The organism is Sphingomonas sp., assembly GCF_019746665.1.
GTDB lineage: Bacteria > Pseudomonadota > Alphaproteobacteria > Sphingomonadales > Sphingomonadaceae > Sphingomonas.
Genome location: NZ_JAIERS010000006.1, coordinates 86,453 through 110,422, shown reverse-complemented (window position 1 = coordinate 110,422; position 23,970 = coordinate 86,453). Strand labels below are relative to the sequence as shown.

Here is a 23,970-nt window from a genome sequence, read left to right as displayed (position 1 = left end):
AGACGGATATGACGACCTCTCCGGCCTGGTGGCGGCGCCTTCCCTTCTTCATGAGCGACAAGAACAGCCCCTGGGGTGGGGGCAGCGGTGGCGATGACGGCAACCGCAATCCCTGGGCGGTGCCTCCGGGCGGCCGGCCGCGCCCGGGCGGGCCGAAGCCGACCGCGCTCGACGAGTTCCTGCGCCGCGCGCGCGGTCCGCAGGGGCCGGGCGGGGGCGGCGGCGGCTTTGGCGGGCTGCCGGGCGGCGCGCAGGCACGCAACCTGTGGCTCGCCGGCATCGCGCTGGTGGTGGTGCTGTGGGTGATGCTGACGAGCATCCACGTCATCGGCCCGCAGCAGCGGGGGGTGGTGACGGTGCTGGGCCGCTATGCCGATACGCTGCCCTCGGGCATCGGCCTTACCTTGCCCGCGCCCTTCGCCGCGGTGCAGAAGATCGACGTCGAAAGCGTGCGCACGATCGGCTTCCCCGGCAATGGCGGGAGCGAGAATCTGGTGCTGACCGGCGACCAGAACATCGTCGACCTGAGCTACACCGTCTCGTGGAACGTCAGCAACCCGCAGGATTATGTGTTCGAGATCAAGGATCCCGAGGAAACCGTGCGCGCCGTCGCCGAAGCCTCGATGCGCGCGGTGATGGCGACCGTCACGCTCGACCAGGCGATCGCCGGCGGCAAGGCGGCGATCGCGGCGCGGACCCAGCAGCTGATGCAGAGCCTGCTCAACCAATATCATGCCGGCATCCAGGTGCAGGGCGTCGATATCGGCCGGGTCGATCCGCCGTCGAAGGTGCGCGACGCTTTCAAGGAAGTGAGCGCGGCGCAGCAGGAAGCGCAGTCGAACATGAACAACGCGCGCGGCTATGCCCAGCAAGTGATCGCGCGGGCCGAAGGCGCGGCGCGCGAGTTCGATCTCGCTTACGAACAATATCGCCTCGCGCCCGACGTGACGCGGCGGCGGATGTATTACGAGACGCTGGAGCAGGTGCTCGGCCGCGCTGACAAGACCGTGGTCGGCACGCCGCAGGGGGTGCAGCCCTATTTGCCGCTGCCGGTGACGCCGCGCACCCCGCCGGCCGCCGACGAGGCGACCGTTACCAGCAGCGCGCGCGCGGGAGGCAGCCAATGACCAATTTCTGGCGCTCGCCGATCGCGCTCGTCGTCGCGGCCTTGCTGGTGCTGATCCTGATCGGATCGTCGTTCGTCGTCGTACGCGAAACCCAGCAGGCGGTGATCCTGCGCTTCGAAAAGCCGGTGCGCACGATCAACAGCTGGCGCGCGAACGAGCAATTGGGGCGGACCGAGGCCGGCCCGGTGTTCAAGTTCCCGTTCTTCGACAAGGTCGTGCTGGTCGACAAGCGCGTCCTCGATGTCGATCTGTCGAACCAGCCGGTGCTTTCGACCGAACAATATCCGCTCGAGGTCGATGCCTTTGCCCGGTTCCGCATCGTCAAGCCGCTCACCGCCGTGGTCTCGACCGGCAGCGCCGGCAATACCGAGCAGATCGTCGCCGACCGGCTGCGCCCGCTGCTCGCCTCCGCTTTGCGCAACGAACTCGGCAAGCGGCCGTTCGCCGCGCTGCTCAGCCCCGAGCGCGATGCGGTGATGGACAATATCCAGGCCGGGCTCCAGCGCCGCGCGAGCAGCTATGGCGTCGAGATCGTCGACGTGCGCATCCGCCACGCCGATCTGCCCGATGGCAGCCCGCTCGAAAGCGCGCTCACCCGCATGGCCTCGGCGCGCCAGCAACAGGCGACGACGATCCGTGCCGAGGGGCAGAAGCAGGCGCAGATCATCCGCGCGCAGGCCGATGCCGATGCTTCCCGCATTTATGCCGAAAGCTTTGGCAAGGACCCGGAATTCTATGATTTCTACCGTGCTATGCAGTCCTACCGGACGACCTTCGCGCAAGGCCAGACCCAGGTGGTGCTGACGCCGGGCGATGCGTATCTGCGGCAGTTCGGCGGCCGCGCGGGCGCCGCCGCACGGTGAGTCGCGACAAGTTTATTCAAAAAGCGTTCAGACTGGTTGGGCGACAAGCCGCCCCAAATTGCGGATAGGAAGGGACCGAAAGTGCGTTACGCTTATGCGATCACGGGTGCGTTGTTGCTGGCGGGGACGACCGCGTCGCTCGCGCTGAATCCGCCGGCGCAAACCGCGCAGAATGCGCCCGAGGCGATGGCGCAGATCGCGCCGCGCGCCGGCGCGCCGGTTAGCTTCGCCGATCTGGTCGCGCGGCTGCAGCCGGCGGTGGTCAACATCTCGACCAAACAGTCGATCAAGGTGCAGCAGCAGGCCAATCCGTTCCAGGGCACGCCGTTCCAGGATTTCTTCAACCAGTTCGGCGGCGGGCAGGGCGGCGGCCAGGGCGGCGCGCCGGTCACGCGCCAGGCGCAGTCGCTCGGCTCGGGCTTCATCATCTCGGCCGATGGCTATGTGGTGACGAACAACCACGTCGTCGCCCCCGGCGCGCGCGGCGCCACGGTCGATTCGATCACCGTGACGCTCACCGACGGGAAGGAATATCCGGCGAAGCTGATCGGCCGCGATCAGGATTCGGACCTGGCGCTGCTCAAGATCGAGGGCGCGACCTTCCCGTTCGTGCGCTTCGGTGATTCGACCCGGGCGCGCGTCGGCGACTGGATCGTCGCGATCGGCAACCCGTTCGGCATCGGCTCGACGGTGACCGCGGGGATCATCTCGGCGCTCCACCGCACCACCGGCCTCGGGCTCTATGATCGCTTCATCCAGACCGACGCCTCGATCAACCAGGGCAATTCGGGCGGCCCGATGTTCGACCTGCGGGGCGAGGTGATCGGCATCAATTCGCAGATCCTCAGCCCCTCGGGCGGCAATATCGGCATCGGCTTCGCGATCCCCGCCGAGCAGGCGCGGCCGATCATCGACACGCTGATGAAGGGCCAGGCGGTGAAGCGCGGCTATCTGGGCGTCGGCCCGCAGCCGATCGACGAGGATCTCGCCAGCGCGCTCGGCGTGGCGAAGAACCACGGCGAGATCATCCGCAGCGTCGAGCCCGATACCCCCGCCGGCCGCGCCGGGGTCCGCGTCGGCGACGTGGTGCTGAAGGTCAACGGCCAGGACGTGACGAACGAGCAGTCGCTCACCTATCTCGTCGGCCAGACCAAGCCGGGCGACGCGATCCGGCTCGACATTCTGCGCGACGGCAAGCCCACCGCGCTGACGGTGACCGCGGGCACCCGCCCCTCGCCGCAGGAACTGGCGGCGCAGACCGGCGATGGCGACGACGACAGCGCCATGCCCGACAGCGGGCAAGGCCAGGGCGACCAGGCGATGAGCAACTCGGTCGGCCTCACCGTCACCGAGCTGACGCCGCAGATCCAGCGCGCGCTGGGGCTCGATTCGACCGCGAAGGGCGTGGTGGTCACCACCGTCGATCCTTCGAGCGACGCCGGGCAAAAGGGGTTGAAGCGCGGTGACCTGATCGTCGCCGCCAACCGCCAGCCGACCACGACCGTCGCGGCGCTCGCCCAGGTGGTGGCGCAGGCGCGCGCGCAGGGCCGCGACTCGCTGCTGCTGTTCGTCCAGCGCGGCCGCACCCCGGGCCTGTTCGTCGCGATCCGGCTGAAGAAGTAACGGCCGGCTGCAGAACTAGCCACGAAACGCCGCCCGCGATCGCCACGCGGGCGGCGTTTTCCATTCAAGCCTCGACCAGCTCGGGCGCGGCCGCGGCGCCGGACATCACGAACGCGCTGATGTCACGAATCCCGACCAGCCGGCCCTGGCCGCCCCAGGTTGCCTCGGGCACCTCGTGGAGGAAGCACCACACCCGCGCCTGATTGGCCGGGGTGGCCTCGCTGCCCTCGGCCGCCAGCACCAGCCGCGTTGCCGCCTTCACCAGCGCGTCGCGCTGATCGAGCGTCGCCGGGCCGTGCAGCTTGCGCGTACCCTGCGGCACCGAGAAGACGATCTTGTAGATATTCTGGGCCGCCGGCTTGCCGCCGACGAAGATCGTGCCCGCCGGCAGCGGGTGGAAGAACGCCCAGCTGATCGTGCGCGACACGGGATTGTCCGGCGCGCCCTCCATCTCCAGCAGCAGCGCGGTGAGCGCCTCGCCAAGCCGCGCCTGGGCCTCCGGGCTGAAAGCGCCTTGCGGGTGATACACGTCGATCATCGGCATCGTCTGTCTCCTCGAAATAGGGGGGCGACTCGAAGTTCCCTGGATGAACTCAGCACGGCGAGCTGGATTTCGTCAAGGAACTTAGCTACGCGAAGCGCCATGGCCCGCACCTCGTTCGCCGATTTCGCCTGCTCGGTCGCCCGCACGATGGAGGTGGTGGGGGAGTGGTGGACGCCGCTGATCCTGCGCGACATCTTCCTGGGGCTGAACCGGTTCGACGCGATCGCCGCCGATCTCGGCATCCCGCGCAAGGTGCTCGCCGAGCGGCTGGCGAAGCTCGTTGAGCATGGCGTGCTCACCCGCGTCGCCTATCGCGAGACGGGGCGCACCCGCCACGAATATCGCCTGACCGAGAAGGGCGCCGATTTCCTCACCACGCTCGTCGCGCTGATGGACTGGGGCGATCGCTGGCAGCCGCTCGCCGAGGGGCCGCCGACGCGCGCCGAGCACCGCGATTGCGGCGGGCGGGTGACCGCGCGGCTCGTCTGCACAGAATGCGGGGCGATGCCGGTGCCGCAGGAGGTGATCGCCACCGCCGGCCCCGGCGTCGCCGCGCACAAGGGCACGGCGGTGCTCGGCCGGCTCGCCCGGCGCGGCTGATTTCGCTTTCGCCCCGCCCCCCGCCCCGCTTATCCTGCGGCGAGACACGGGAGGCGGGCATGGGCGAGACGGTGTTCATCGGGGCGGCGAGCGGTGGCGCCACCCCCCAGGCGATCGAGCTGAAGCGCGCCAATCGCCACGGCCTGATCGCCGGCGCCACCGGCACCGGCAAGACGGTGACGGTGCAGGGCATGATCGAAGGCTTCTCCGCCGCCGGCATCCCCTGCTTTGTGGCGGATGTGAAGGGCGATCTCGCGGGGCTGTCGATGCCCGGCAGCCCCACCGCCAAGCCCCATGCCGCCTTCACCGCCCGCGCGGCGGAGATTGGCGATACCGGCTGGGCCTATCGCGCGGCGCCGGTGCAATTGTGGGACTTGTTCGGCGAGCAGGGCCACCCGATCCGCACCACGGTTTCCGAAATGGGGCCGCTGCTGCTCGCGCGGCTGCTCGGCCTGAACGAGACGCAGGAAGGCGTGCTGACGATCGCCTTCCACCTCGCCGATCAGGAAGGGCTGCTGCTGCTCGATCTCGACGATCTGCAGGCGCTGCTCGCCCACTGCGCCGAGCGCGCGGCGGAGCTGACCACGACCTATGGCAATGTCAGCAAGCAATCGGTCGGCACGATCCAGCGCGCGCTGCTGCAGTTGCGCGCGCAGGGTGGCGAGCATTTCTTCGGCGAGCCGGCGCTCGACCTTGGTGACTTTCTGACGCTCGACGATGCCGGCGCGGGTATCGTCAACATCCTCGCCGCCGACAAGCTGATGGCCTCGCCCAAGCTCTACGCCACCTTCCTGCTGTGGCTGATGAGCGAGCTGTTCGAGACGCTTCCCGAGGTCGGCGACCCGGACAAGCCCAAGCTCGCCTTCTTCTTCGACGAGGCGCATCTGCTGTTCGATGACGCGCCCGAGGCGTTGCTGGAGAAGATCGAGCAGGTCGTGCGGCTGATCCGATCGAAGGGGGTCGGCGTCTATTTCATCACCCAGAACCCGATCGACATTCCCGACAAGGTGGCGGGGCAGCTCGGCAACCGCGTGCAGCACGCGCTGCGCGCCTTCACCCCGCGCGATCAGGCGGCGGTAAAGGCGGCGGCGACGACCTTCCGGCCCAACCCGGCGGTCGATGTCGCGAGCGCGATCACCGAGCTGAAGGTGGGCGAGGCGCTGGTCTCGCTGTTGATGGCCGATGGCGCGCCCTCGCCGGTCGAGCGGGTGCTGATCCGCCCGCCCGCCTCGCGCGTCGGCCCGATCACCCCCGAGGAGCGCCGCGTGCTGATCGACACCGACGCGGTCGGCGCGAAATACGACACGCTGGTCGATCGCGATTCGGCCGAGGAAATCCTCGCGGCCAAGGCGCAGGAGGCGCAGGCCGCCGCCGCCGAGGCCAAGGCGGCGGACGAAGCGCAAAAGGCCGAAGCGGTGCGCGTCAAGGAGGAAGCGCGCGCCGCCAAGGAGCAGGCACGCGCCGCGCAGAATTCGGTGTGGAACAAGGTCGCGACCTCCGCCGCGCGCACCGCGACGAGCACGATCACGCGGCAGGTGGCGAACGAATTCGCCAAGCAAGTGCTCGGCACCGGCACTCGCCGCGGCGGCGGCTCGGGCGGGATGCTCGGCCAGGTGGTGCGTGGGGTGCTCGGCGGGCTGTTCCGGGGTTAGATTTCGCCCGCGAGATCGGTGAGCGCCTGCCCCTCCAGCCGCCAGAGCCGCCATTCGTCCTGCTCGGCGGCGCCGAGCCGGGCGTAGAAACGCTGCGCGCCGACATTGTCGGTCAGCACCATCCAGTCCATCCACACGCAATCGCGCCGCACCGCTTCGGCGGCGAGCGCGCGCATCAGCGCCTCGCCCACGCCGGCGTCGCGCGCCTCGGCGGTGACGAACAGATCCTCCAGATACAGCCCCGGGCGGCCGAGCCCGAAGTTAAAGTTGAGGAACCACAGCGCCATCCCCGCCAGGCCCCCGCCCCGTTCGGCGACATGCGCCGCGCACCAGGCGGTGGGGCCGAAGAAGATCGCGTGGAGTTGATCGAGGCTCACCCGCACCCAATCCGGGTTGCCGCCATGCGCGCCGAACTCCTTGAGCAGCGCGTGGATCGCCGGCACGTCCGCCGGGGTCGCGGGGCGGACGATCATCGCCGCGCGAGCGCCGTGAGCGCGTCGCCGGTCACGCGGCAGATGCGCCATTCGTCCATCATCTCGGCGCCCATCGCGCGGTAAAAGTCGATCGCGGGCTGGTTCCACTCGAGCACCGCCCATTCGAACCGCGCACAGCCCCGCGCGACCGCGATCTCGGCGAGCCGCTTGAGCAGCGCCTTGCCGATGCCCGCCCCCCGCGCCTCGGGCTGGACGTAGAGATCCTCCAGATACAGCCCGCGCCGCCCGGTCCAGGTCGAGAAATTATGGAAGAACAGTGCCAGGCCAACCGCGCGACCGTCTTGTTCCGCGATCAGCGCCTCGGCCGCCGGCTTGGGGCCGAACAGCGCCTCCGCCAGCTGCGCCTCGCTCGCCGCGACCTGATCGGCGGCGTGTTCATACTCGGCGAGTTCGCGCACCAGCGCGAGCAGGGTGGGGACATCGGTGGGTTCGGCGAAACGGATCATGCGGCTTCCTTGCGTAGCGCGACGAGGCACCCGGCGATGATCAACGCCGCGCCGCCGATGGTAAAGAGCGAAACGCGCTCCTCGAACAGCACCGCGCCGAGCAGCGCCGCCCACAGGAACGCGCTGTACTCGCTCAGCGAGAGCAGCCCCGCGCCCGCGCGCGCATAGGCCCAGGCGAGCAGCATCGCCGATCCGCTGCCCAGTATCGCCGCGCCGACGATCAGCGGCAGGTCAGCGCGCGCCGGCAGCGTCGCGATGCCGAGCGTGCCGCCGCGCGCCGCGTCGATCCCGGCGCCGAGGCTGAGCAGCACCGCGAAGACGAGCCCGGTGAACAGCGTCACCTCCACCGCCGAGGCGGCCTGCGCCTGGCGCCGCAGCGCGATCAGGCTGAGCGCGTAGCACAAGGCCGCGCCGAGCAGCGCGAGCGTCGCGAGCGGATCGCCGCGCGCCCCGGGTTCGAGGCCGGCGATCACGATCACCCCGCCCGCGGCGATGCCGGCGCCGGTCAGCGCCCGCGCGCGCAGCGGCTCGCCCAGGAACAGCCGCGCGAGGAACAGCGCCATGATCGGAATGGGAAAGGTGAGCGCCACCGCCTGCGCCATCGGCACCCGCGCCAGCCCCCAGAAGAACAGCAGCCCCGAAAGCGTCGCCGGCAGCCCGCGCTGGAGGTGGAGCGCCAGCACCCGCCGCGCCGGCCACCGCCCCCCGCGCGCGAGGAACAGCGGCGCGACCAGCAATACTCCGGCGACCGAACGCCACCACAGGGCGGGATAGGCGCCATGCGCCAGCGCCAGCGCCTTCATCGCCGCATCCATCAGCGAGTAGGTGCCGATCCCGATGGTGGCGACAAGGAAGGCGAAGCGGGGCGAGGTCATGGCGGCCTTGGTGGCGCGGGGGCGCGGCGTGGGCAAGGGGCGCGATCGGGGCCGGATCAGGGCTTCACCGCCGGGCGGTGGCGCTACACCTGGTCGACCTCGTCCGCCTCGTCGCCTTCGACGAAATCCAGAATGTCGCCGGGCTTGCAGTCAAGATAACGGCAGATGGCGCTGAGCGTCGAAAACCTTATCCCTTTGACCTTGCCCGATTTCAATAAGGACAAGTTGCTTTCGGTAATGCCGATGGCGCGCGCCAGCTCGTTCGATCTCACTTTCCGCTTGGCCAGCATGACATCGAGGTTGACGATGATCGGCATCAGACGAAGCCTGAAGCGTCGCGTTCGGCCTCGCTGCCGGCGGCGATCGCCCAAACGATCACGTTCGCGGTGAGCGCGAGGAGCAGATGCTGCCCGGTCTGCACGAAATCGACCTCGAACCACCACATCGGGCCGGCCGGTGTCCCCGGAAACAGGAGCATCGCCCGCAGGCTTTGCGCGACCGGCGTCACGATCGCGAGCGCCAGGGCCGCCAGCGCGGCGCGCCGCAGCCACGGCAACGCCTGCCGGAGTGACTCGGGCGCGCGTCCCCCGAGCCGCCGCAGCGCGAAACCGACGCTTCCGGTGAGCAGCGCGAACGGCAATGACTGGAGCACGAGGATCGCGAACAGTCCCAGGCGCACGGGCCAGGAGCCGAGGTAGCGCGTGAACCCGGCCAGCGCGGCGGGCGACGCGGCGAGCGCCGCGCGCGCGTCATCGGGCGCGGCCGCCAGCGCCTTTACGGCGCCGACGCAGCCGCTCGCATCGCAGCGAAAGCCGGGCGCGGCATGCCACAGCAGCACCAGGTTGGACGCCAACGCCAGCACGGCGGTCGCCAGCAAGGCCGCGCCCACGACGTTGGCGAACCGCGCTTGTGAAGCGGTCAATCCATAGCGCATCAGCTATTCTTTCTGTTTGACAGAAACTTTTTTCCTTTTTAGCAAAAGTCATCGCCGGGGCAAATTCTGTCCACGTCGCCCAGGAGCCGCGTTTGATGATCCGATTTTTGAGCGCATTTTGCGCCACCGTCGCGCTTGTCCCCTGCGCTGTCAAAGCCCAGCAGGCAGAGGGGCGGCCGCCCGCCGAGGTGGCGATCGGCCTGCTCGCGCATGGCGTGCCCAAGCCGTTCCGCGGGCCGCCGCCGCCCGGCACCTTTTACGCGAACGAAGCCGAAGGCGGCACGGTGGATCTGCACTTGGTGCTGCGCAGCCCCCCGCTGCGCGGCGCGCTGAAGCCGCGCCTGACCGCCAAGCTTTATCTGAACACCGGCGGCCGGACGAGCCTGGCGAGCGTCGGCGCCGAGTGGCGGCAATATGCGTTTCGCCGCCGGGTTTACGGCCAGGTGGGGATCGGCCTGGCCCTTCACGACGGCTATCTCCAGACACCCGATCCGTTCGCGCCCGGAATTGGCCGGGCCGAGGCCGAGCGGCGCTACGCGATCTATTCCACCCGGACCGATTTCGGGTCGCGCGTGCTGTTCAACCCCAGCTTCTCGATCGGGGTACAGCTCAATCGCCGGCTCGCGGCGGAGGCGACCTACGAGCATTTCAGCCACAATGGCTGGTTCGGGCGCACCAATCCGGGGCTGGAAACGATGGGCCTGCGGATTGTGTACAAGTTGAGGCGATAAAGCGCCTTGGCGCGCGCCGGCGCTGCTCCGGATCACCCGCATCGGATGAACGGCTAGAACCTCACCCGCCGCCCCGCCTGGAACACCGCCGCCACCCGGCCGAGCGCGGCAGCGTCCTGCGTCGGATCACCCGTTACCGCCACCAGATCGGCGATCAGCCCCGGTTTCACGCCGCCGATGCGATCGGCGAGGCCGAGGATCGCGGCATTGCCCGAGGTCGCCGTGATCAGCGCGCGCGGCAGGCCCAGGCCCCAGTCCGCCATCAGCGCGATCTCACGGGCATTCTCGCCATGTTTGAACACCCCGGTATCGCCGCCGACACAGAGCGTGACGCCCGAGCGCAGCGCGGCGGCATAGCTCGTGCGCTTCGGCTGCAGCGCCGCATCGCTCGCCTTGGTGTAGCGGGTGATGGCGTCGCTCGCGGCGAGCGTCGGGCAGAAGGCGATGCCCTTGGCCTTCATCGCCGCGAATTCGGCCGCCGTCCCGTCATTGCCATGCTCGATCGTGTCGGCGCCGGCGGCGATCGCGCGGCGCATCCCTTCGGGGGTGCTGGCGTGCATCGCCACCTTGCGCCCGGCGTCGTGCGCCGTCCGCACCGCCTGCGCCAGCTCCTCGGCGGAAAAGGTCGGCCGGCTCGGCTCGCCGGGGCGCCAGCGATAATCGGCGTAGAGCTTGATCCAGTCGGCGCCCGCGCCGATCTGGCGCCGCACCGCCGCGATCAGCTCGGGGCCGCTCGCTTCCTCGGCGCCCTGCGGCACTTGGCCATTATACCCCTTGGGGCCGTAGGAGCCCGTCGCGACCAGCGCCCGGCTGGCGATCAGCAGCCTTGGGCCGGGCACGATGCCCTGCTCGATCGCCGCTTTCAGCCCGGCATCGGCCTCGCCCGCGCCTTCGGTGCCCAGGTCGCGCACGGTGGTGAACCCCGCCGCCAGCGTCGCCCGCGCCGCCGCCACCGCGCGTGCGGTGCGCAGCGCGAGCGGCTCCTTGGCCACCTGATCGTTCCAGGGCGTCTCGTCATAGGGGTGGAGGAACAGATGGACGTGGAGGTCGATCAGGCCGGGCATCAGCGTCGTGCCGGGCAGCGTCACCACTTCGGCGCCCGCGGGGGCGGTGACATCGGGGCCGGCGGCGACGATCCGGTCGCCCTGGATCAGCACTTTCCAGCCGGGATGCGCCTCGGGCGCGGTGCCGTCGAACACCCGATCGGGCACCAGCAGCACCGGCGCCTGCGCACGGGCCGCGCCTTGGCCGAGGATGACGAGCAGCAGCAGCAGCAACGGACGGAGCATGGGCAGGTGATGCGCCCGGGGCGCCGGGCGCCGCAAGCTAATTCGGTTCACCGGATGCCGTGCTCGGCGTCACCGGCTGGCCGGCGCGGAACTGGTCGCCCCAGGCACGCATCCCCAAGAGGAGCGGCTCCAGCGTGCGGCCAAGCGGGGTGAGGGTATATTCGACGCGCGGCGGCACCTGTGCATAGACGGTGCGGCTGACGATGCCGTCACGCTCCAGCTCGCGCAGCTGCAGCGTCATCATGCGCGGCGTCGCGGCGGGGGTCAGCCGGCACAGCGCGTTGAACCGCAGCGTGCCGCCGAGCAGGTGGAACAGGATCACCGGCTTCCACACGCCGCCGATGACGGACAAGGTCACCTCCACGGCGCACCCGGTGCGCCGCGCCGACCGATCCCGCTTAGTCACCACGCTATCATCCACGATAGTACCCGCGCGATTTGTGCGTACTTGTCGCCGCCAACCTATCGCCGGTAATCGCGAGCACGACAACTGGCATTGCCCGAAGCGAAAGGCCGCCGATGACCAAGCCCGTGCCGACCCGCATCTCCCTGCCCAATGTTTCCCTGCCCAATGTTTCCCTGCCCAGCGTTTCGCTTATCGCCGCATCCTGTCTCGCGGCGCCCGCCATCGCCCAGTCATCGGTCGATCGCATCGCCGCGCCGGGCGGCGAGGTCGTCATCACCGACGCGAAGGCGCGCGCGGCTTATGAGACGTGGCATTATGCGCCGGCACGGCGGGCGGGCGATTATGTCTATGTCTCGGGCGTGGTGATCGCGCGGGCGTCGACCGGCCCCTACACGGTTGACAGTTTCAAGGCGGCGGCGCGATCGGGCTTCGCGCGCATCCGCGCGCAGCTCACCGCGTTCGGGCTTACCTTCGACGATGTGGTGATGGTCAACAGCTTCCACGACTGGACCGCGCCCGAATTCGGCGGCGACCGGCTGGCGCAGTTCCAGGCGTTCGGCGCGGTGAAGGACGAGTTCATGACCGGGGTCCACCCCGCCTGGACCGCGGTCGGCACCAGCGGCCTGATCAGCCCCGAAGGCATCGTCGAAGTGCAGATGATCGCCTATGCCCCGCAGAAGCGGCGGCCGAAGCGCTGATCGGGCAGCCACCCGACGCTCGCTCCCATCATGGCGCGAACGTCCCCCGCTCGCCGCGCGCCAGCCAGTGGACGCGTGCGGCGATTGGGCTGGCGGCGAAGGCGGCGCGCGCCGCCTCTACCGGCTCGGCGAAATGCGCCCAGCCGTCGAAGTGGAGCGGCACCACGGTGCGTGCATGGAGCGCCTGCGCCAGTTCGATCGCCTCGGCCGCGTCGAGCGAGAAATGCATTCCCGGCAGCGGATCGAGCGCGACATGCCCCAGATGGAGCAAGGCGAGCCCGACCGGCGCGAAGCGCGCGGCGACCGCGTCGGTGCCGGCGAAGGGCACGGTATCGCCCGAGATATAGACCGGCAGATCGAGCGGCCCGCCGGTGAGGACGAAGCCGGTGACCGGCCCGGTCGCCGCCTGGGTCCCGTCCGGGCCATGCTGGGCGGGCGCCGCGGTCACAGTCAGCGTGTCGCCGTCCGGGCCGGTCAGCACCACCTCTTCCCACTCGGCGAGGCCGCGCGCATTCGGACCTAGCCGGCTGGCGCTGTCATGCGTCGTCAGTACGCGTGGCACCCGCGCCAGAAAGGCGCGCCCGCCATGATCGAGATTGTCGCCATGCTGCTCGTGGCTCAGCAGCACCGCGTCGATCCGGCCGAGCGCCGCCGGGTCGATCGCGCGCGGGCTGCGCTTCTCCAGCCGCACCGGGCCGTGTTCGAACACCGTGCCGGCGGGATCGAACAACGGATCGGTCAACAGTCGCAGCGATCCGATCTCGATCAGCGCCATGGCGGTGTCGTAATAAGTTACATGCATTGCGGCGGCATCGGGCATTGCGGCATCCTTTCGCGCGCGGTGATGCCTCGGCCGGGGTGGCGCCGAACAGGATCAACAAATTACGACCGGACCGCCTGATGCGCTACCGCCCCAAACGCCCCCCGCTCGATCCCTGCCCGATCGAAGAAGTGTTCGCCGTGGTCGGCGGCAAATGGAAGGCGCGCATCCTGCTGTTCCTCGCGGCGGGGCCGGTCGCGCTCGCGGGCTTGCGCGCCCATCTGCCGCGCGCCGCCAAGCCGGTGCTGCTCAAGCAGATCGCCGCGCTCGAGGCGGATGGCCTGATAGAGAGCATGGCGATCGTGCGCGGGCAGGCGCAGATTCGCGAATACCGGCTGAGCGCGGAAGGGAAAGCGCTGGTCGAGTATCTCGCGCTGCTGCTCCCCTGGGCGCTCGCCCGGCTGCGCGCGCGGGGGGAGGATTGGACGGCGCCAGACGTGCTGGGGCAAACGACCGAGCTGCCGATCCCCGCCTAGCGCAGCCGCATCGTGTCTCCCTCGATGCTCACGCTCGCCAGCTGCCGCAGATAGCTGTGGCCGAGCAGCGATACGCTCGCCCCTTCCAGCACCACCCCCGGCACCGCGGTCGCGCGTTTGCCGTCGAGCGTGATTTCGTCGATCGTCACCACCTGCCCCATCACCGGTCCGCCCGCGCCCTGGCCGACGGTTTGGAACTGCGCGCGATCGAACCGGACTCCGGCGCGCTCGGCATCCTCCACGGTCAGCGCGACGGTATCGGCGCCGGTATCGACGACGAAGCGCACCGGCATCCGATTGACGTCCGCCACCGCGAGGAAATGCCCCGCGCCGCTGCGCGCGAGCACGGTTTCGCGCGGCATTTCGCTGTCCCGGGGCGTCCCGTCGGGGATCGGCGTTGCCCCAGCCGGGCTCGGCGTTGCCCCGGCGAGGCTCGGCGCTGCCCCGGCGGGCACGGATTTGCGCGGCGCGGGCATCACCGCACCGATCACCACCCCAATCGCAATGATCACGATCGCCGTGTTCCGCATAGGCGCGAGCCTAGCCGCGCCCGCGTTCAGCCCGCGTGAAGCCGCGTGGTTAACGCCTATTCGGCCGCCACCGCCGGCACTTCCGCCGCTTCCAACTCGGCCGCCTTCTTCTCGACGAGCTGGACGATATGCTCGATCATGTCCTCGCTCTCGACCGTGTGGTCGGTAACCCCCGACAAATAAACCATATGTTTGCCGTTACCGCCGCCGGTGAGGCCGATATCGGTCTCGCGCGCTTCGCCCGGGCCATTGACCACGCAGCCGAGCACCGAAAGCGACATCGGCACCCGGATATGCTGCAGCCGCTCCTCGAGCGTCTGCACGGTGCGGATCACGTCGAAGCCCTGGCGCGCGCAGCTCGGGCAGCTGACGACGCGCACGCCCCGGTTGCGGATGCCCAGCGCCTTCAGGATCTCGAAGCCAACGCGCACCTCATCCTCGGGCTCGGCCGAAAGCGAGACGCGGATCGTGTCGCCGATCCCGAACCACAGCAGCGATCCGATGCCGATCGCCGACTTCACCGTGCCGCCGACGAACCCGCCCGCCTCGGTGATGCCCAAATGCAGCGGGCAATCGACGGCTTCCGCGAGCTGCTGATAGGCGGCGACCGCGAGGAAGATGTCGCTTGCCTTCACCGCCACCTTGAATTCATGAAAGTCATTGTCTTGCAATAGCTTGATATGATCGAGTGCGCTCTCGACCAGCGCCTCGGGGCAGGGCTCGCCATATTTTTCAAGCAGGTCTTTCTCAAGGCTGCCGGCGTTCACGCCGATACGGATCGCGCAGCCATTGGCCTTGGCGGCGTTGACGACCTCCTTCACCCGGTCGGCCGAGCCGATATTGCCGGGGTTGATCCGCAGACACGCCGCGCCCGCGTCCGCCGCTTCCAGCGCGCGCTTATAGTGGAAGTGGATGTCGGCCACGATCGGCACCCGCGCCGCGCGCGTGATCTGGCGGAAAGCCGTGGTCGACTCGACGTCCGGGCAGGAAACGCGGATGATGTCGGCGCCGGCTTCCTCGCAGCGCCGGATCTGGTCGATCGTCGCGCGCGCGTCGCTGGTGGGCGTGTTGGTCATCGTCTGGACGGTGACGGGGGCGTCGCCGCCAACAGGGACGTTGCCGACCATGATTTGGCGGCACTTGCGGCGCTGAATGTCGCGCCAGGGGCGAACGGACATGAAACCCTCGATCTCGGCTGGATGTTGGCGCGCGATATAGCGTTGCATTGGCGCCGCGTCGATACGATAGTGCCTGGACCGGGTGGCGCGATCACGGCGCGAGGCTGATTTGAACCGACATTATGGCATGGACTGGCTCCGCATCGGCGCCTTCGGTCTGCTCATTTTCTATCATATCGGCATGGTGTTCGTGCCCTGGGCCTATCATGCCAAGATCGCGCACCCGATCGAATGGGTAACGATCCCGATGCAGGCGCTGAACGCGTGGCGGCTGTCGCTGCTGTTCGTCGTCTCGGGCTATGCGAGCCGCGCGATCTTCGCGGCGGACCCCTCGGCCGGGCGCTTCGCGTGGGGGCGGAGCAAAAGGCTGGTGCCGCCGATCCTGTTCGCGATGGTGGTGATCAACCCGATCCAGCCCTGGGTCGAGCTCACCACCCAGCACGGCTATGCGCATGATTTCGGCTATTTTCTGGCGCACGACTATTTCCGCATCCAGAAGATCAGCGGCGTCTCGGTGCCGACCTGGCAGCATCTGTGGTTCGTCGTTTATCTGTTCGTTTACACGCTCGCGCTGAGCGTCGGTCTGTTGCTTCCGACGCGGATTCGCGTGGCGATCGCTGCCGGGGCGGGGCGGGCACTGTCGGGCGTGCTGCTCCTAATCGTGCCGATCGCGCTGCTCGCGGCCAATTGGGCGTGGAGTTTCCCCGGCATCGCCGAAACCCATGCTTTGTTCGACGATCCCGCGGCGCACCGCCTCTATTTCCCGATGTTCCTGTTCGGCTTCCTGCTGCGCGAAAGCGCGCCGGTTTGGGCGGCGATCCGGCGCTGGTGGCGCGTCGCGGGCGTGCTCGCGCTGGTCGCTTATGGCATCGTCGCGACGGTCGAGGCGGCTTATCTGAAAAGCGCGATCCCGCTCGATCATTATTTCTGGTTCGGCCTGGTGCGCGGCGTGCAGAGCTGGACCTCGATCGTCGCGCTGCTCGGGATAGCCGATCGCTATCTCAACCATGACGCGCCGGGCCGAGCGATGCTGAACGAAGCGGTGTTCCCCTTCTACATCATCCACCAGACGATCATCGTCGCGGTCGCGGGTGCCTTGCTGGCGACGCCGATCGCGCCGCTCGCCGAATTCGGCATCCTGCTGGTCGCGACCGTGCTAGGCTGCTGGCTGTTCTATCGCCTTGGGCGAATGATCGTGCCGCTGCGCCCGCTGATCGGCTTGCGACTTTCCTCGGCCGCCCGGCGCGCGGCAAGCTGATGGAGGCGCTGATGTGGTCGCTGATGGTGCATGGCGGCGCCGGAATTCTGCGCCGCGAGGATTTCCCGGTGGACCAGGCCGAAGGCGCGCGCGCTGGCTTGCGCGCGGCGTTGGCGGCGGGCGAGGCGGTGCTCGCGGGCGGCGGCGCGGCTCTCGACGCGGTGGAAGCGGCGGTGCGGGTGCTGGAGGACGATCCGCACTTCAACGCCGGGCGCGGCGCGGTGCTGAGCTATGACGGATGTGTGAGCCTCGACGCGGCAATCATGGACGGGCCGACACGCGCCGCCGGGGCGGTGGCGGGGGTGAGCGCCGCCAGGAACCCGGTCAGCCTCGCGCGCCGGGTGATGACCGCGACGCCGCACGTGCTGCTGAGCGGCGCGGGCGCCGATCAGTTCGCGCGCGATCAGGAGGTCGAGTGCGCTGGGCAGGAATGGTTCGCTACCCCCGAACGCCGCCGCCAGCTCGAGGAGTTGCGCGCCAAGGTCGATGGCTGGTTCGATGCCGAGATGAAATATGGCACCGTCGGCGCGGTGGCGCGTGATGCGGCCGGCCATGTCGCGGCGGCGACCTCGACCGGCGGGGTAATGGGCAAGCGCTGGGGACGGATCGGCGACACGCCACTAATCGGCGCGGGCACCTTCGCCGATGATCGCGCCTGCGCCGTCTCGGCGACCGGATCGGGCGAGTATTTCATCCGCGCGAACGTGGCGGCGGAAATCGCGGCGCGGGTACGGCTGACCGGCGCGGGGATCGGCGCGGCGGCGGACGCGGTGCTCGCCGAGGTTCGCGCTCTGGGTGGCACCGGCGGCGTGATCATCACCGCGCCGAATGGGGAGATGGCGTGGCGCTTCGTGACGCCGGGGATGTTCCGTGGCTGCGTGAGCGAGGGGGCAGAGGCGCGGGCCGCGATTTTTGGGGATGAGGGGTGAGCGCTACATCTGAGCCAAGGCCGTCACCCCGGCCTTGAGCCGGGGTCCCGCTTCTTCTTCGGTCGCAAGGCAGCGGGGCCCCGGGTCAAGCCCGGGGCGACGAGAACTGCCCCCTCAATTCGACCAATAGACATATTCCTGCCCCGGCCGCCACGGCGCGTTGAGCGGCACGTCGATCCGCACCGGCGCCTCGACCAGCGCGGGCCAGAGCGGCTTGCCCTGCTCGCGGTCATGCGCGGCGATCAGCGCGCGCAACGCGGCGACGCGAGCCGGATCGGCGCTCGCCAGGTTGCGGCGCTCGGTCGGGTCGTGCGCCAGATCATAGAGCCACGCCTTGTTCGGTCGCGCGGCGATTTGCAGCTTCCAGTCGCCTGCGCGAACGGCCTTGGTCTCGCCCGAGCGCCAGAACAGCGTGCGCGGCGAGGCGGGCGCCGGCGCGAGCAGGCTCGTGCCGTCAATCGGGCGATCACCCGGCACCGCCACCCCCGCCGCCGCGGCGGCGGTCGCGAAAATGTCGAGATGATGCGCCGGCCCGGGCAAGCGAGTCCCCGGTGTGATGCGGCCGGGCCAGCGCAGGAAGAAGGGCACGCGCAAGCCTCCTTCGAAATAGGTCGCTTTATAGCCACGGAACGGCGCGTTCGAATCGGGGATTCCGGTGTACCAGGCGCCGCCATTGTCGCTGGTGAAGATGACGAGGGTGTCGTCGTCGAGCCCCTGTTCCTTCAGCGTCGACAGCACCCGACCGATCCCGCGATCGAGCTGACGGATCATCGCGCCATATACCCGCTGCACCGGATCCTTGATTTGGGCCAGGGCGTCATAATCGGCGCGCGTCGCCTGAAGTGGGGTGTGCGGCGCGTTATACGCCAGATAGAGGAAGAAGGGCCGGTTGCGATTGGCCTTGATCGCTGCCACCGCCTGGTCGGTAAAGTAATCGGTCAAATGTCCCTTGGGCGCGAAGCGCTGGCCGCCATTCCATTGCACCGCATAAGGCAGATTGGGCCATAAATAACGGTCGATCGGATCCCACGGTAATTTGGCGTTGACGATGCCGGGCGTGTCCTCGGGTGCGTACATCCCACCGCCCGCCAGGAAGCCGAGCGCTTCGTCGAACCCTTGCGCGCGCGGCTGAAGCTGCTTGGCCTCGCCCAGATGCCATTTGCCGATCTGCATGGTGTGATAGCCGGCGCCCTTCAGCAGCTCGGCGAGGGTACGCTCCGATGGGGGCACCCCCATTTGCGGGTAATCGATCAACCCCTTGGTGCGCTCTTCGTGGAACAGCACCGGCGGGCGGCCATCGGCGGGGCGCTCGCCCCGGCTGACGGCGCGCGCGAAGCCGACTGGCACCGCGGTGAATTCGAACCCGAAGCGCGTCGGATAGCGCCCGGTGAGGATCGCCGCGCGCGAAGGGCTGCAAGTGGCGTTGGCGGCATAGCCGATCGCGAAACTGGCGCCCTCACGCGCGATCGAATCGATCGCCGGGGTCGGCACCGCGCCATGCGCCACGCCGCCGCCATAGAAGCTGATGTCGTTATGGCCCAGGTCGTCGGCAAGGATCAGCACGATGTTGGGGGGGCGCTCACCGGCGGGCGGCACCTTAGGCCCTTGTGACCAGACCACCGGATGGTTGGCGGCGATCGGGTCGCGCCAGCGCGCGATGATGCCGGGGAGATAGATTTTGTAGTGCTCGAACATGGCATAGCCAGCCGCCCCCAGCACCACCAACAGTGCCAGCCCGATCCAGAGTCGCCGCATCAAGCCTTCTCCTTTGCGCCCAGCTTGCCAAACGACATGCGCGATGCAAATAGTTTATGGGGCACTAGGGATGGATCGCGCGGTCGCGCGTCGAGTTCGCCCGCTACCGCCACAAGTCAACGAGCGACGCCCCCAACGCCAGGATCAACGCGACCGACGTGCGTGGCCCAAGCACAAGGCTCAGCTGCGGCGCGGTGGGAAAGGAAAAGGTGGCGAGCGTGCCCGCCAGCTTGTCCGGATGGTGCCTTGCGAACTCCGGATCGAGCGCGAGCAGCATCATGTCGCGCCGGCTGCGATAGCGCATCAGCCCGATCACGCTCCAGCCGGGATCCTCGCCCGCCGCCCAGCTATCGACATAGCCGCCGATCTTGCGCCGTACCATCAGCGGATGCCCGCCACGCCGAACCAACACGCGAATGAAGTGGCGGGCATAGCGGTTAAGCAAATCGATCCCCGGCTTGTCCGGCCCGCCAAGTGGATCAGGGACCGGATCACGGGTGGTCTTGACGAGGTTGAACATCACGAATTCGCGCCCGTCATCGGCCTCTAGGAAGGCGCGGATCGCGGCGCGGGCGGTGTCGCTCCCCGCCGCGCCTCGATCGGCACGCGCCATCAGCGCATCGATCTCGGCCGCTGTGAGCGGTCCGCGCCAGTTGTCGTACCAGCCGCGAAAGGCGAGATAGACGAGCGCGGCCGCGCCCCAGATGATCGCGCTTGTCATAGCCAATCTAGTGACATTAATGCTGCCATCAGTCTAGCTGATCCGCTTGACAAAGCGCAGGCTCAGGCCGGTAATGGAAGGAGCATTTGGGGGGAGAATTCATGGCCGATCTGGCGGAAGTGACGCGCATCATGGCCGCAGGCGGCGCCTGGCTGCCCGGCAAGCGGGTGAAGTTTGATTTCGGCGATACCGGCGTGATCCTGCTTGATGGCGTGGCCGAGGTGGTGAGCAACACCGATCAGGACGCTGACACGACGATCCGGATCAGTTTCGACAATTTCAAGAAGCTCGCCAAGGGTGAGCTCAACGCGACCACCGCCTTCATGATGGGCAAGCTGAAGGTGGCGGGCGACATGGGCGTCGCGATGCAGCTGCAACAGGTGACGAGCAAGCTGAAGCTCGCTTGAGGCGGGTGCTGGCGTCGCCGGGCACGGTGTGTATGGTGCGCGTCATTTGGTGAGCTACCGGGGCATCGCTTGAACCGCAATCTGATCGGCTTGGCCGGCATCGTCGTTATTCTGCTGATCGCGGTTGCTTTTTCCGCCAACCGGCGCGCGATCCGCCTGCGGGTAGTGGGTGCCGCCTTCGCCTTGCAGGCCGGGCTTGCGGTGCTGGTGCTGTATGTGCCGGCGGGCAAGGCGGCGATCGAGGGCATGGCAACGGGCGTGTCGGCGCTGCTCGGCTATGCAGGCGAAGGCACCAAGCTCATCTTCGGCAATCTCGCCTCCGATCCGACTTTCGGTTCGGCTTTCGCGTTTTCGGCGCTGCCGGTGATCATCTTCTTCGCCGCGCTGGTGTCCGTGCTCTACCATATCGGCATCATGCAGTTGCTGATCCGCTGGATTGGCGGCGCGATCGAACGGATCGTCGGCGTGTCACGCGTCGAAGCGCTGTGCGCCGCCGCCAATATCTTCGTCGGTCAATCCGAGGCTCCCTTGGTGATCGCGCCTTATCTGCCCGGCCTGCGACCGCAGCAGTTGTTCGCGGTGATGTCGGTAGGGATGGCTGGGGTCGCGGGGACGATCCTGGCTGCTTATGCCGCGCTGCTCGGTCCAGGCTATCTGCCCTATCTTCTCGCCGCGTCGTTCATGGCCGCACCGGGCGGGTTGCTGATGGCGAAGATCATCATGCCCGACACCGCCGATGGCGGCGACGCCGATGTCATGCCGATCGAGGCCGAGCCCGAGATCGAACGCGCCGCCAACATCATCATGGCGGCGGCGAATGGCGCGCAGACCGGGGTAAGGATCGCGGTGGCGGTGGGGGCGATGGTGCTTGCCTTCGTCTCGCTGATCGCGCTCGCCAATGGCCTTTTGGGTGCGGTTGGCGGCTTGTTCGGTTTTCCTGGCCTCACCTTTCAGGCGATGCTCGGCTGGGCGCTGTCGCCGCTGATGTTGCTGCTCAACATCCCCACGGGCGAAACCGCGACGGCGGGGGGATTGCTCGGGACCAAGGTGGTGCTGAACGAGTTCGTGGCGTTCATCGAGCTCGGCAAGCTCCAGACGCTGAGCGCGCATAGCAAGGCGGTGATCACCTTTGCCCTGTGCGGCTTCGCCAACTTCCTGTCGATCGCGATCCAGATCGCCTCGACCGGTAGCCTGGCGCCCAACCAACGCCCGGTCATCGCCCGTTTGGGCCTTCGCGCGCTGCTGGCTGGCAGCTTGGCGAACCTGATGTCGGCGGCGCTCGCGGGGCTGCTCATTCCCTGACCAAAAAAACCGCTTGAAGCTGACGTAGCGTCAACCGCTACATCACGGGCATGACGACGATCGACATTGCCGAAATCGCCCGCACCACCGGTCTCTCCGCCCGCGCGCTGCGCTTCTATGAGGCGCGCGGGCTGGTCCGTCCCTTGCGCACGCATAGCGGGCGGCGGGTGTACGGCGCGGGCGAACTGGAGCGGCTGCACCAGCTGATCGCGCTCAAGCGCGCCGGGCTGAGTCTCGCGCAGATCAAGGCGCTGTTCGACCGGCGGCCGATCGACCTCGCGGCGCTGCTCCGCTTGCAGTTGGAAGCCGTCGAGGCCGAGGCCGCGGCACTGGGCGAACGGCGCGCGATCCTCGTCAAAACCTTGTCCCGCATCGATCGCGGCGAGCCGATCGACGCCGCGACCCTGTGCTCGCTGATCCGATCGGGAGACAAGATCATGTCCGAAGAAGCCGCCAAGTGGAAAACCGTTACCGACCGTTACATGAGCGAGGAGGCCAAGGCCGATTTCGCGGCCAAGCAAGCCGAAATGGGCGAAGCTTTTGGTGAAACCCATGCCGATACCGCCGCCAAATGGAAGGATCTGGGCAGCCGGATCAAGGCGGCGATGCCGATGGACCCGGCGAGCGAGCAGGCCCAGGCGTTCCTGCGCGAATGGGGTGCCTTGCTCGAACCCTTCGCGCGGGTCGCGACGCCGGCGATGATGGAGGGTTCGCGGCAACTCTACGCGAATATGGATCAATGGGAGGGCGAGGCCGATCCGGGGTTCGACCACCAGGTATTCCAGTTCATCCAGCAGGCGGCGGCGATTGCCAAGGTCAGGGGTGCGAATCCGCTGCCCTCGGCCTGAGGCTCGCCCCAAGGTCCGTTCGGGCCGGCGGCGCACTACCGCCGGCTCCAACGGCACGCGGTAATGCGCCGCTCTGGCTCAGGGCGTCTCGCCGAGCGCCTCGGCGGCGACCGCGTCGTCTTGCGCGGCTGAGCCGCCCGAAACGCCGATCGCGCCGACGATACGTCCGTTGGCGGTGATCGGGCGGCCACCGGCCACCGCGATCACGCCGGGCAGCGATAGGGCGCCGGGGCCGTTGGCCAAACCTTGCGCGAAAACCGCCGTTGCCCGGCGGAAGCGAGCAGCGGTCGCGGCCTTGCCCTGGGCAATCGTTGTCGAGGCATATTGGGTGTCATCGAGCCGTGCGAAGGCGACGAGGTTGCCATCGGGCTCGACCACCGCGACCGCCATCCGAAACCCCTTGGCACGGGCGGCGGCGAGCGCGCGATCAAGCAGGCGCTGCGCTTCCGCCAGCGAGATTGGCGCGCCATAGGGAGCGGCGGGGGCGGGCGCGCTCGGCGCGGCCTGCGGCGCTTGGGTTTGGGGCGCGGCCAGGCCTAGCGCGAGGGGAAGTAGGCCGATCATCGCGTCGGCACCGGCTCGGCGCCCGAATAATCATAGAAGCCGCGCCCCGTCTTGCGGCCCAGCCAGCCCGCCTCGACATATTTCACCAGCAGCGGCGCCGGGCGGAATTTGGGATCGCCGGTGCCGGTGAACAGGACGCGGGTGATCTCCAAACAGGTGTCGAGCCCGATGAAATCGGCGAGCGTCAGCGGCCCCATCGGATGGTTGAGCCCCAGCCGGCAGGCGGCGTCGATGTCGCGGATGCTCGCCACGCCCTCGCCGAGCGCAAAGCACGCTTCGTTGAGCATCGGCATCAGCACGCGGTTGACGATGAAGCCCGGCGCGTCATTCGCCTGGACGATCTCCTTGCCGAGCGTCTTGCCATAGGCCTCGACCGCCGCGACGGTCGCGTCACTGGTTGCAAGGCCACGGATCAGCTCGATCAGCCCCATCACCGGCACTGGATTGAAGAAATGCACGCCGATGAAGCGCGCCGCGTCGGGCGCCGCCTGCGCCAGCCGCGTGATCGGGATGGAGGAGGTGTTGGAGGCGAGGATGGCGGTGCCGCTCAGCACCTTGCCAACGCTTTCGAAGATGCGGCGCTTGATCTCCTCGCGCTCGGTGGCCGCCTCGATCACCAGGTCGCATTTGACCATCGCGTCGGTGCTGGTGACGGGTTCGATGCGTGCGAGCGCCGCGTCGACCGCTGCTTGCTCGATCTTACCTTTGGCAACGAGCTTGGTCAGCCCTTTGGCGATGCCGTCGCGCCCCGCCTCGGCCCTCGCCTGATCGACGTCCGACAACAGCACGCGATAGCCCGCTTGCGCCGAGACCTGCGCGATTCCCGCCCCCATCTGCCCCGCGCCGATCACGCCAATCACCTGCATCGCCCAGCTCCTTGTTCGTTTGCGCCGCGTCTAG

28 protein-coding genes are annotated in these 23,970 nt (G+C 68.5%); 13 read left to right on the top strand and 15 right to left on the bottom strand.

Going from position 1 to position 23,970, the window contains the following annotated elements; all coding sequences use genetic code 11:
* The first annotated feature begins 8 nt into the window (after nt 1-8).
* The 3 genes from K2X73_RS05510 (at nt 9) to K2X73_RS05500 (ending at nt 3,613) form a co-directional block, all read left to right on the top strand.
* On the top strand, nt 9-1,127 hold the full coding sequence (locus K2X73_RS05510; RefSeq protein WP_294109123.1) for a protease modulator HflK: 1,119 nt from the start codon (nt 9-11) through the stop codon (nt 1,125-1,127).
* Nucleotides 1,124-1,990, top strand: coding sequence for a protease modulator HflC (locus K2X73_RS05505; RefSeq protein ID WP_294109122.1), 867 nt, complete (start codon nt 1,124-1,126; stop codon nt 1,988-1,990). The genes K2X73_RS05510 and K2X73_RS05505 overlap by 4 nt, the downstream gene beginning before the upstream one ends.
* A gap of 81 nt (nt 1,991-2,071) precedes the next feature.
* Entirely contained in the window at nt 2,072-3,613 is a 1,542-nt protein-coding gene (locus K2X73_RS05500; protein WP_294109121.1) for a Do family serine endopeptidase, read from the top strand.
* A 64-nt stretch (nt 3,614-3,677) separates the two neighbouring features.
* Here K2X73_RS05500 and K2X73_RS05495 read toward each other — a convergent pair whose 3' ends face one another.
* Nucleotides 3,678-4,157, bottom strand: coding sequence for a tautomerase family protein (locus K2X73_RS05495; protein WP_294109120.1), 480 nt, complete (start codon nt 4,155-4,157; stop codon nt 3,678-3,680).
* A gap of 99 nt (nt 4,158-4,256) precedes the next feature.
* Between K2X73_RS05495 and K2X73_RS05490 the strand changes: the two genes are divergently transcribed.
* Nucleotides 4,257-4,757 carry a helix-turn-helix domain-containing protein gene (locus tag K2X73_RS05490; RefSeq protein WP_294109119.1) on the top strand — a complete coding sequence of 167 codons (501 nt, stop codon included), beginning with the start codon at nt 4,257-4,259 and terminating at the stop codon, nt 4,755-4,757.
* 59 nt (nt 4,758-4,816) lie between these two features.
* On the top strand, nt 4,817-6,409 hold the full coding sequence (locus K2X73_RS05485; protein ID WP_294109118.1) for a helicase HerA-like domain-containing protein: 1,593 nt from the start codon (nt 4,817-4,819) through the stop codon (nt 6,407-6,409).
* Here K2X73_RS05485 and K2X73_RS05480 read toward each other — a convergent pair.
* From K2X73_RS05480 to K2X73_RS05460, 5 genes are all read right to left on the bottom strand, one after another.
* Nucleotides 6,406-6,882, bottom strand: a complete 477-nt coding sequence (locus K2X73_RS05480) for a GNAT family N-acetyltransferase (RefSeq protein WP_294109117.1) — start codon at nt 6,880-6,882, stop codon at nt 6,406-6,408. The genes K2X73_RS05485 and K2X73_RS05480 overlap by 4 nt on opposite strands.
* Nucleotides 6,879-7,349 (bottom strand): GNAT family N-acetyltransferase, encoded by a 471-nt coding sequence (locus K2X73_RS05475; RefSeq protein ID WP_294109115.1) that lies wholly within the window; start codon nt 7,347-7,349, stop codon nt 6,879-6,881. Before K2X73_RS05475 ends, K2X73_RS05480 begins: the two co-directional genes overlap by 4 nt.
* Nucleotides 7,346-8,224: a DMT family transporter gene (locus tag K2X73_RS05470; RefSeq protein WP_294109114.1), complete on the bottom strand. Its 879-nt coding sequence runs from the start codon at nt 8,222-8,224 to the stop codon at nt 7,346-7,348. The genes K2X73_RS05475 and K2X73_RS05470 overlap by 4 nt, the downstream gene beginning before the upstream one ends.
* Before the next feature lie 83 nt (nt 8,225-8,307).
* Complete coding sequence (locus K2X73_RS05465) at nt 8,308-8,541, bottom strand: helix-turn-helix transcriptional regulator (RefSeq protein ID WP_294109113.1); 234 nt, start codon at nt 8,539-8,541, stop codon at nt 8,308-8,310.
* Nucleotides 8,541-9,158, bottom strand: a complete 618-nt coding sequence (locus K2X73_RS05460) for a hypothetical protein (protein WP_294109112.1) — start codon at nt 9,156-9,158, stop codon at nt 8,541-8,543. The genes K2X73_RS05465 and K2X73_RS05460 overlap by 1 nt, the downstream gene beginning before the upstream one ends.
* A 95-nt stretch (nt 9,159-9,253) precedes the next feature.
* Between K2X73_RS05460 and K2X73_RS05455 the strand changes: the two genes are divergently transcribed.
* Nucleotides 9,254-9,889 (top strand): acyloxyacyl hydrolase, encoded by a 636-nt coding sequence (locus tag K2X73_RS05455; protein WP_294109111.1) that lies wholly within the window; start codon nt 9,254-9,256, stop codon nt 9,887-9,889.
* A gap of 53 nt (nt 9,890-9,942) precedes the next feature.
* On the opposite strand, the gene K2X73_RS05450 is transcribed toward K2X73_RS05455, so the two are convergent.
* A complete protein-coding gene (locus K2X73_RS05450; protein ID WP_294109110.1) occupies nt 9,943-11,178 on the bottom strand; it encodes an amidohydrolase family protein in 1,236 nt (411 codons plus the stop codon).
* 37 nt (nt 11,179-11,215) lie between these two features.
* Nucleotides 11,216-11,536, bottom strand: a complete 321-nt coding sequence (locus K2X73_RS05445) for a helix-turn-helix domain-containing protein (RefSeq protein WP_365980356.1) — start codon at nt 11,534-11,536, stop codon at nt 11,216-11,218.
* A gap of 161 nt (nt 11,537-11,697) precedes the next feature.
* On the opposite strand from K2X73_RS05445, the gene K2X73_RS05440 reads away from it, so the two are divergent.
* Entirely contained in the window at nt 11,698-12,282 is a 585-nt protein-coding gene (locus K2X73_RS05440) for a Rid family hydrolase (protein ID WP_294109108.1), read from the top strand.
* A 28-nt stretch (nt 12,283-12,310) separates the two neighbouring features.
* On the opposite strand, the gene K2X73_RS05435 is transcribed toward K2X73_RS05440, so the two are convergent.
* The gene (locus K2X73_RS05435; protein WP_294109107.1) at nt 12,311-13,102 is read right to left on the bottom strand and encodes an MBL fold metallo-hydrolase; all 792 of its coding nucleotides are present in this window, start codon (nt 13,100-13,102) and stop codon (nt 12,311-12,313) included.
* On the opposite strand from K2X73_RS05435, the gene K2X73_RS05430 reads away from it, so the two are divergent.
* Nucleotides 13,102-13,578, top strand: coding sequence for a winged helix-turn-helix transcriptional regulator (locus K2X73_RS05430; RefSeq protein WP_294109106.1), 477 nt, complete (start codon nt 13,102-13,104; stop codon nt 13,576-13,578). The two genes, K2X73_RS05435 and K2X73_RS05430, sit on opposite strands and share 1 nt — an antisense overlap.
* Here the strand turns inward: K2X73_RS05430 and K2X73_RS05425 are convergent.
* On the bottom strand, nt 13,575-14,108 hold the full coding sequence (locus K2X73_RS05425) for a TIGR02281 family clan AA aspartic protease (RefSeq protein ID WP_294109105.1): 534 nt from the start codon (nt 14,106-14,108) through the stop codon (nt 13,575-13,577). The genes K2X73_RS05430 and K2X73_RS05425 overlap by 4 nt on opposite strands.
* Before the next feature lie 56 nt (nt 14,109-14,164).
* Nucleotides 14,165-15,286 carry a flavodoxin-dependent (E)-4-hydroxy-3-methylbut-2-enyl-diphosphate synthase gene (gene ispG / locus K2X73_RS05420; protein WP_294109104.1) on the bottom strand — a complete coding sequence of 374 codons (1,122 nt, stop codon included), beginning with the start codon at nt 15,284-15,286 and terminating at the stop codon, nt 14,165-14,167.
* 127 nt (nt 15,287-15,413) lie between these two features.
* On the opposite strand from ispG, the gene K2X73_RS05415 reads away from it, so the two are divergent.
* Nucleotides 15,414-16,544 carry an acyltransferase family protein gene (locus tag K2X73_RS05415; RefSeq protein WP_294109103.1) on the top strand — a complete coding sequence of 377 codons (1,131 nt, stop codon included), beginning with the start codon at nt 15,414-15,416 and terminating at the stop codon, nt 16,542-16,544.
* 8 nt (nt 16,545-16,552) lie between these two features.
* On the top strand, nt 16,553-17,473 hold the full coding sequence (locus tag K2X73_RS05410) for an isoaspartyl peptidase/L-asparaginase (RefSeq protein WP_294109306.1): 921 nt from the start codon (nt 16,553-16,555) through the stop codon (nt 17,471-17,473).
* Between the two features lie 114 nt (nt 17,474-17,587).
* Here K2X73_RS05410 and K2X73_RS05405 read toward each other — a convergent pair whose 3' ends face one another.
* Nucleotides 17,588-19,228: a sulfatase-like hydrolase/transferase gene (locus K2X73_RS05405; protein ID WP_294109101.1), complete on the bottom strand. Its 1,641-nt coding sequence runs from the start codon at nt 19,226-19,228 to the stop codon at nt 17,588-17,590.
* A 103-nt stretch (nt 19,229-19,331) separates the two neighbouring features.
* Nucleotides 19,332-19,949 (bottom strand): hypothetical protein, encoded by a 618-nt coding sequence (locus K2X73_RS05400; RefSeq protein ID WP_294109100.1) that lies wholly within the window; start codon nt 19,947-19,949, stop codon nt 19,332-19,334.
* 101 nt (nt 19,950-20,050) lie between these two features.
* Here K2X73_RS05400 and K2X73_RS05395 point away from each other — a divergent pair, with 101 nt between their 5' ends.
* From K2X73_RS05395 to K2X73_RS05385, 3 genes are all read left to right on the top strand, one after another.
* Nucleotides 20,051-20,356, top strand: a complete 306-nt coding sequence (locus tag K2X73_RS05395) for an SCP2 sterol-binding domain-containing protein (RefSeq protein WP_294109099.1) — start codon at nt 20,051-20,053, stop codon at nt 20,354-20,356.
* 69 nt (nt 20,357-20,425) lie between these two features.
* Entirely contained in the window at nt 20,426-21,658 is a 1,233-nt protein-coding gene (locus K2X73_RS05390; RefSeq protein WP_294109098.1) for a nucleoside transporter C-terminal domain-containing protein, read from the top strand.
* 50 nt (nt 21,659-21,708) lie between these two features.
* On the top strand, nt 21,709-22,506 hold the full coding sequence (locus tag K2X73_RS05385) for a MerR family transcriptional regulator (protein WP_294109097.1): 798 nt from the start codon (nt 21,709-21,711) through the stop codon (nt 22,504-22,506).
* Nucleotides 22,507-22,584: 78 nt separating this feature from the next.
* On the opposite strand, the gene K2X73_RS05380 is transcribed toward K2X73_RS05385, so the two are convergent.
* Both K2X73_RS05380 and K2X73_RS05375 read right to left on the bottom strand, forming a co-directional pair.
* Nucleotides 22,585-23,070 (bottom strand): heme-binding protein, encoded by a 486-nt coding sequence (locus K2X73_RS05380; RefSeq protein WP_294109096.1) that lies wholly within the window; start codon nt 23,068-23,070, stop codon nt 22,585-22,587.
* Complete coding sequence (locus K2X73_RS05375) at nt 23,067-23,936, bottom strand: 3-hydroxyacyl-CoA dehydrogenase NAD-binding domain-containing protein (RefSeq protein ID WP_294109095.1); 870 nt, start codon at nt 23,934-23,936, stop codon at nt 23,067-23,069. Before K2X73_RS05375 ends, K2X73_RS05380 begins: the two co-directional genes overlap by 4 nt.
* Between the last annotated feature and the right edge of the window lie 34 nt (nt 23,937-23,970).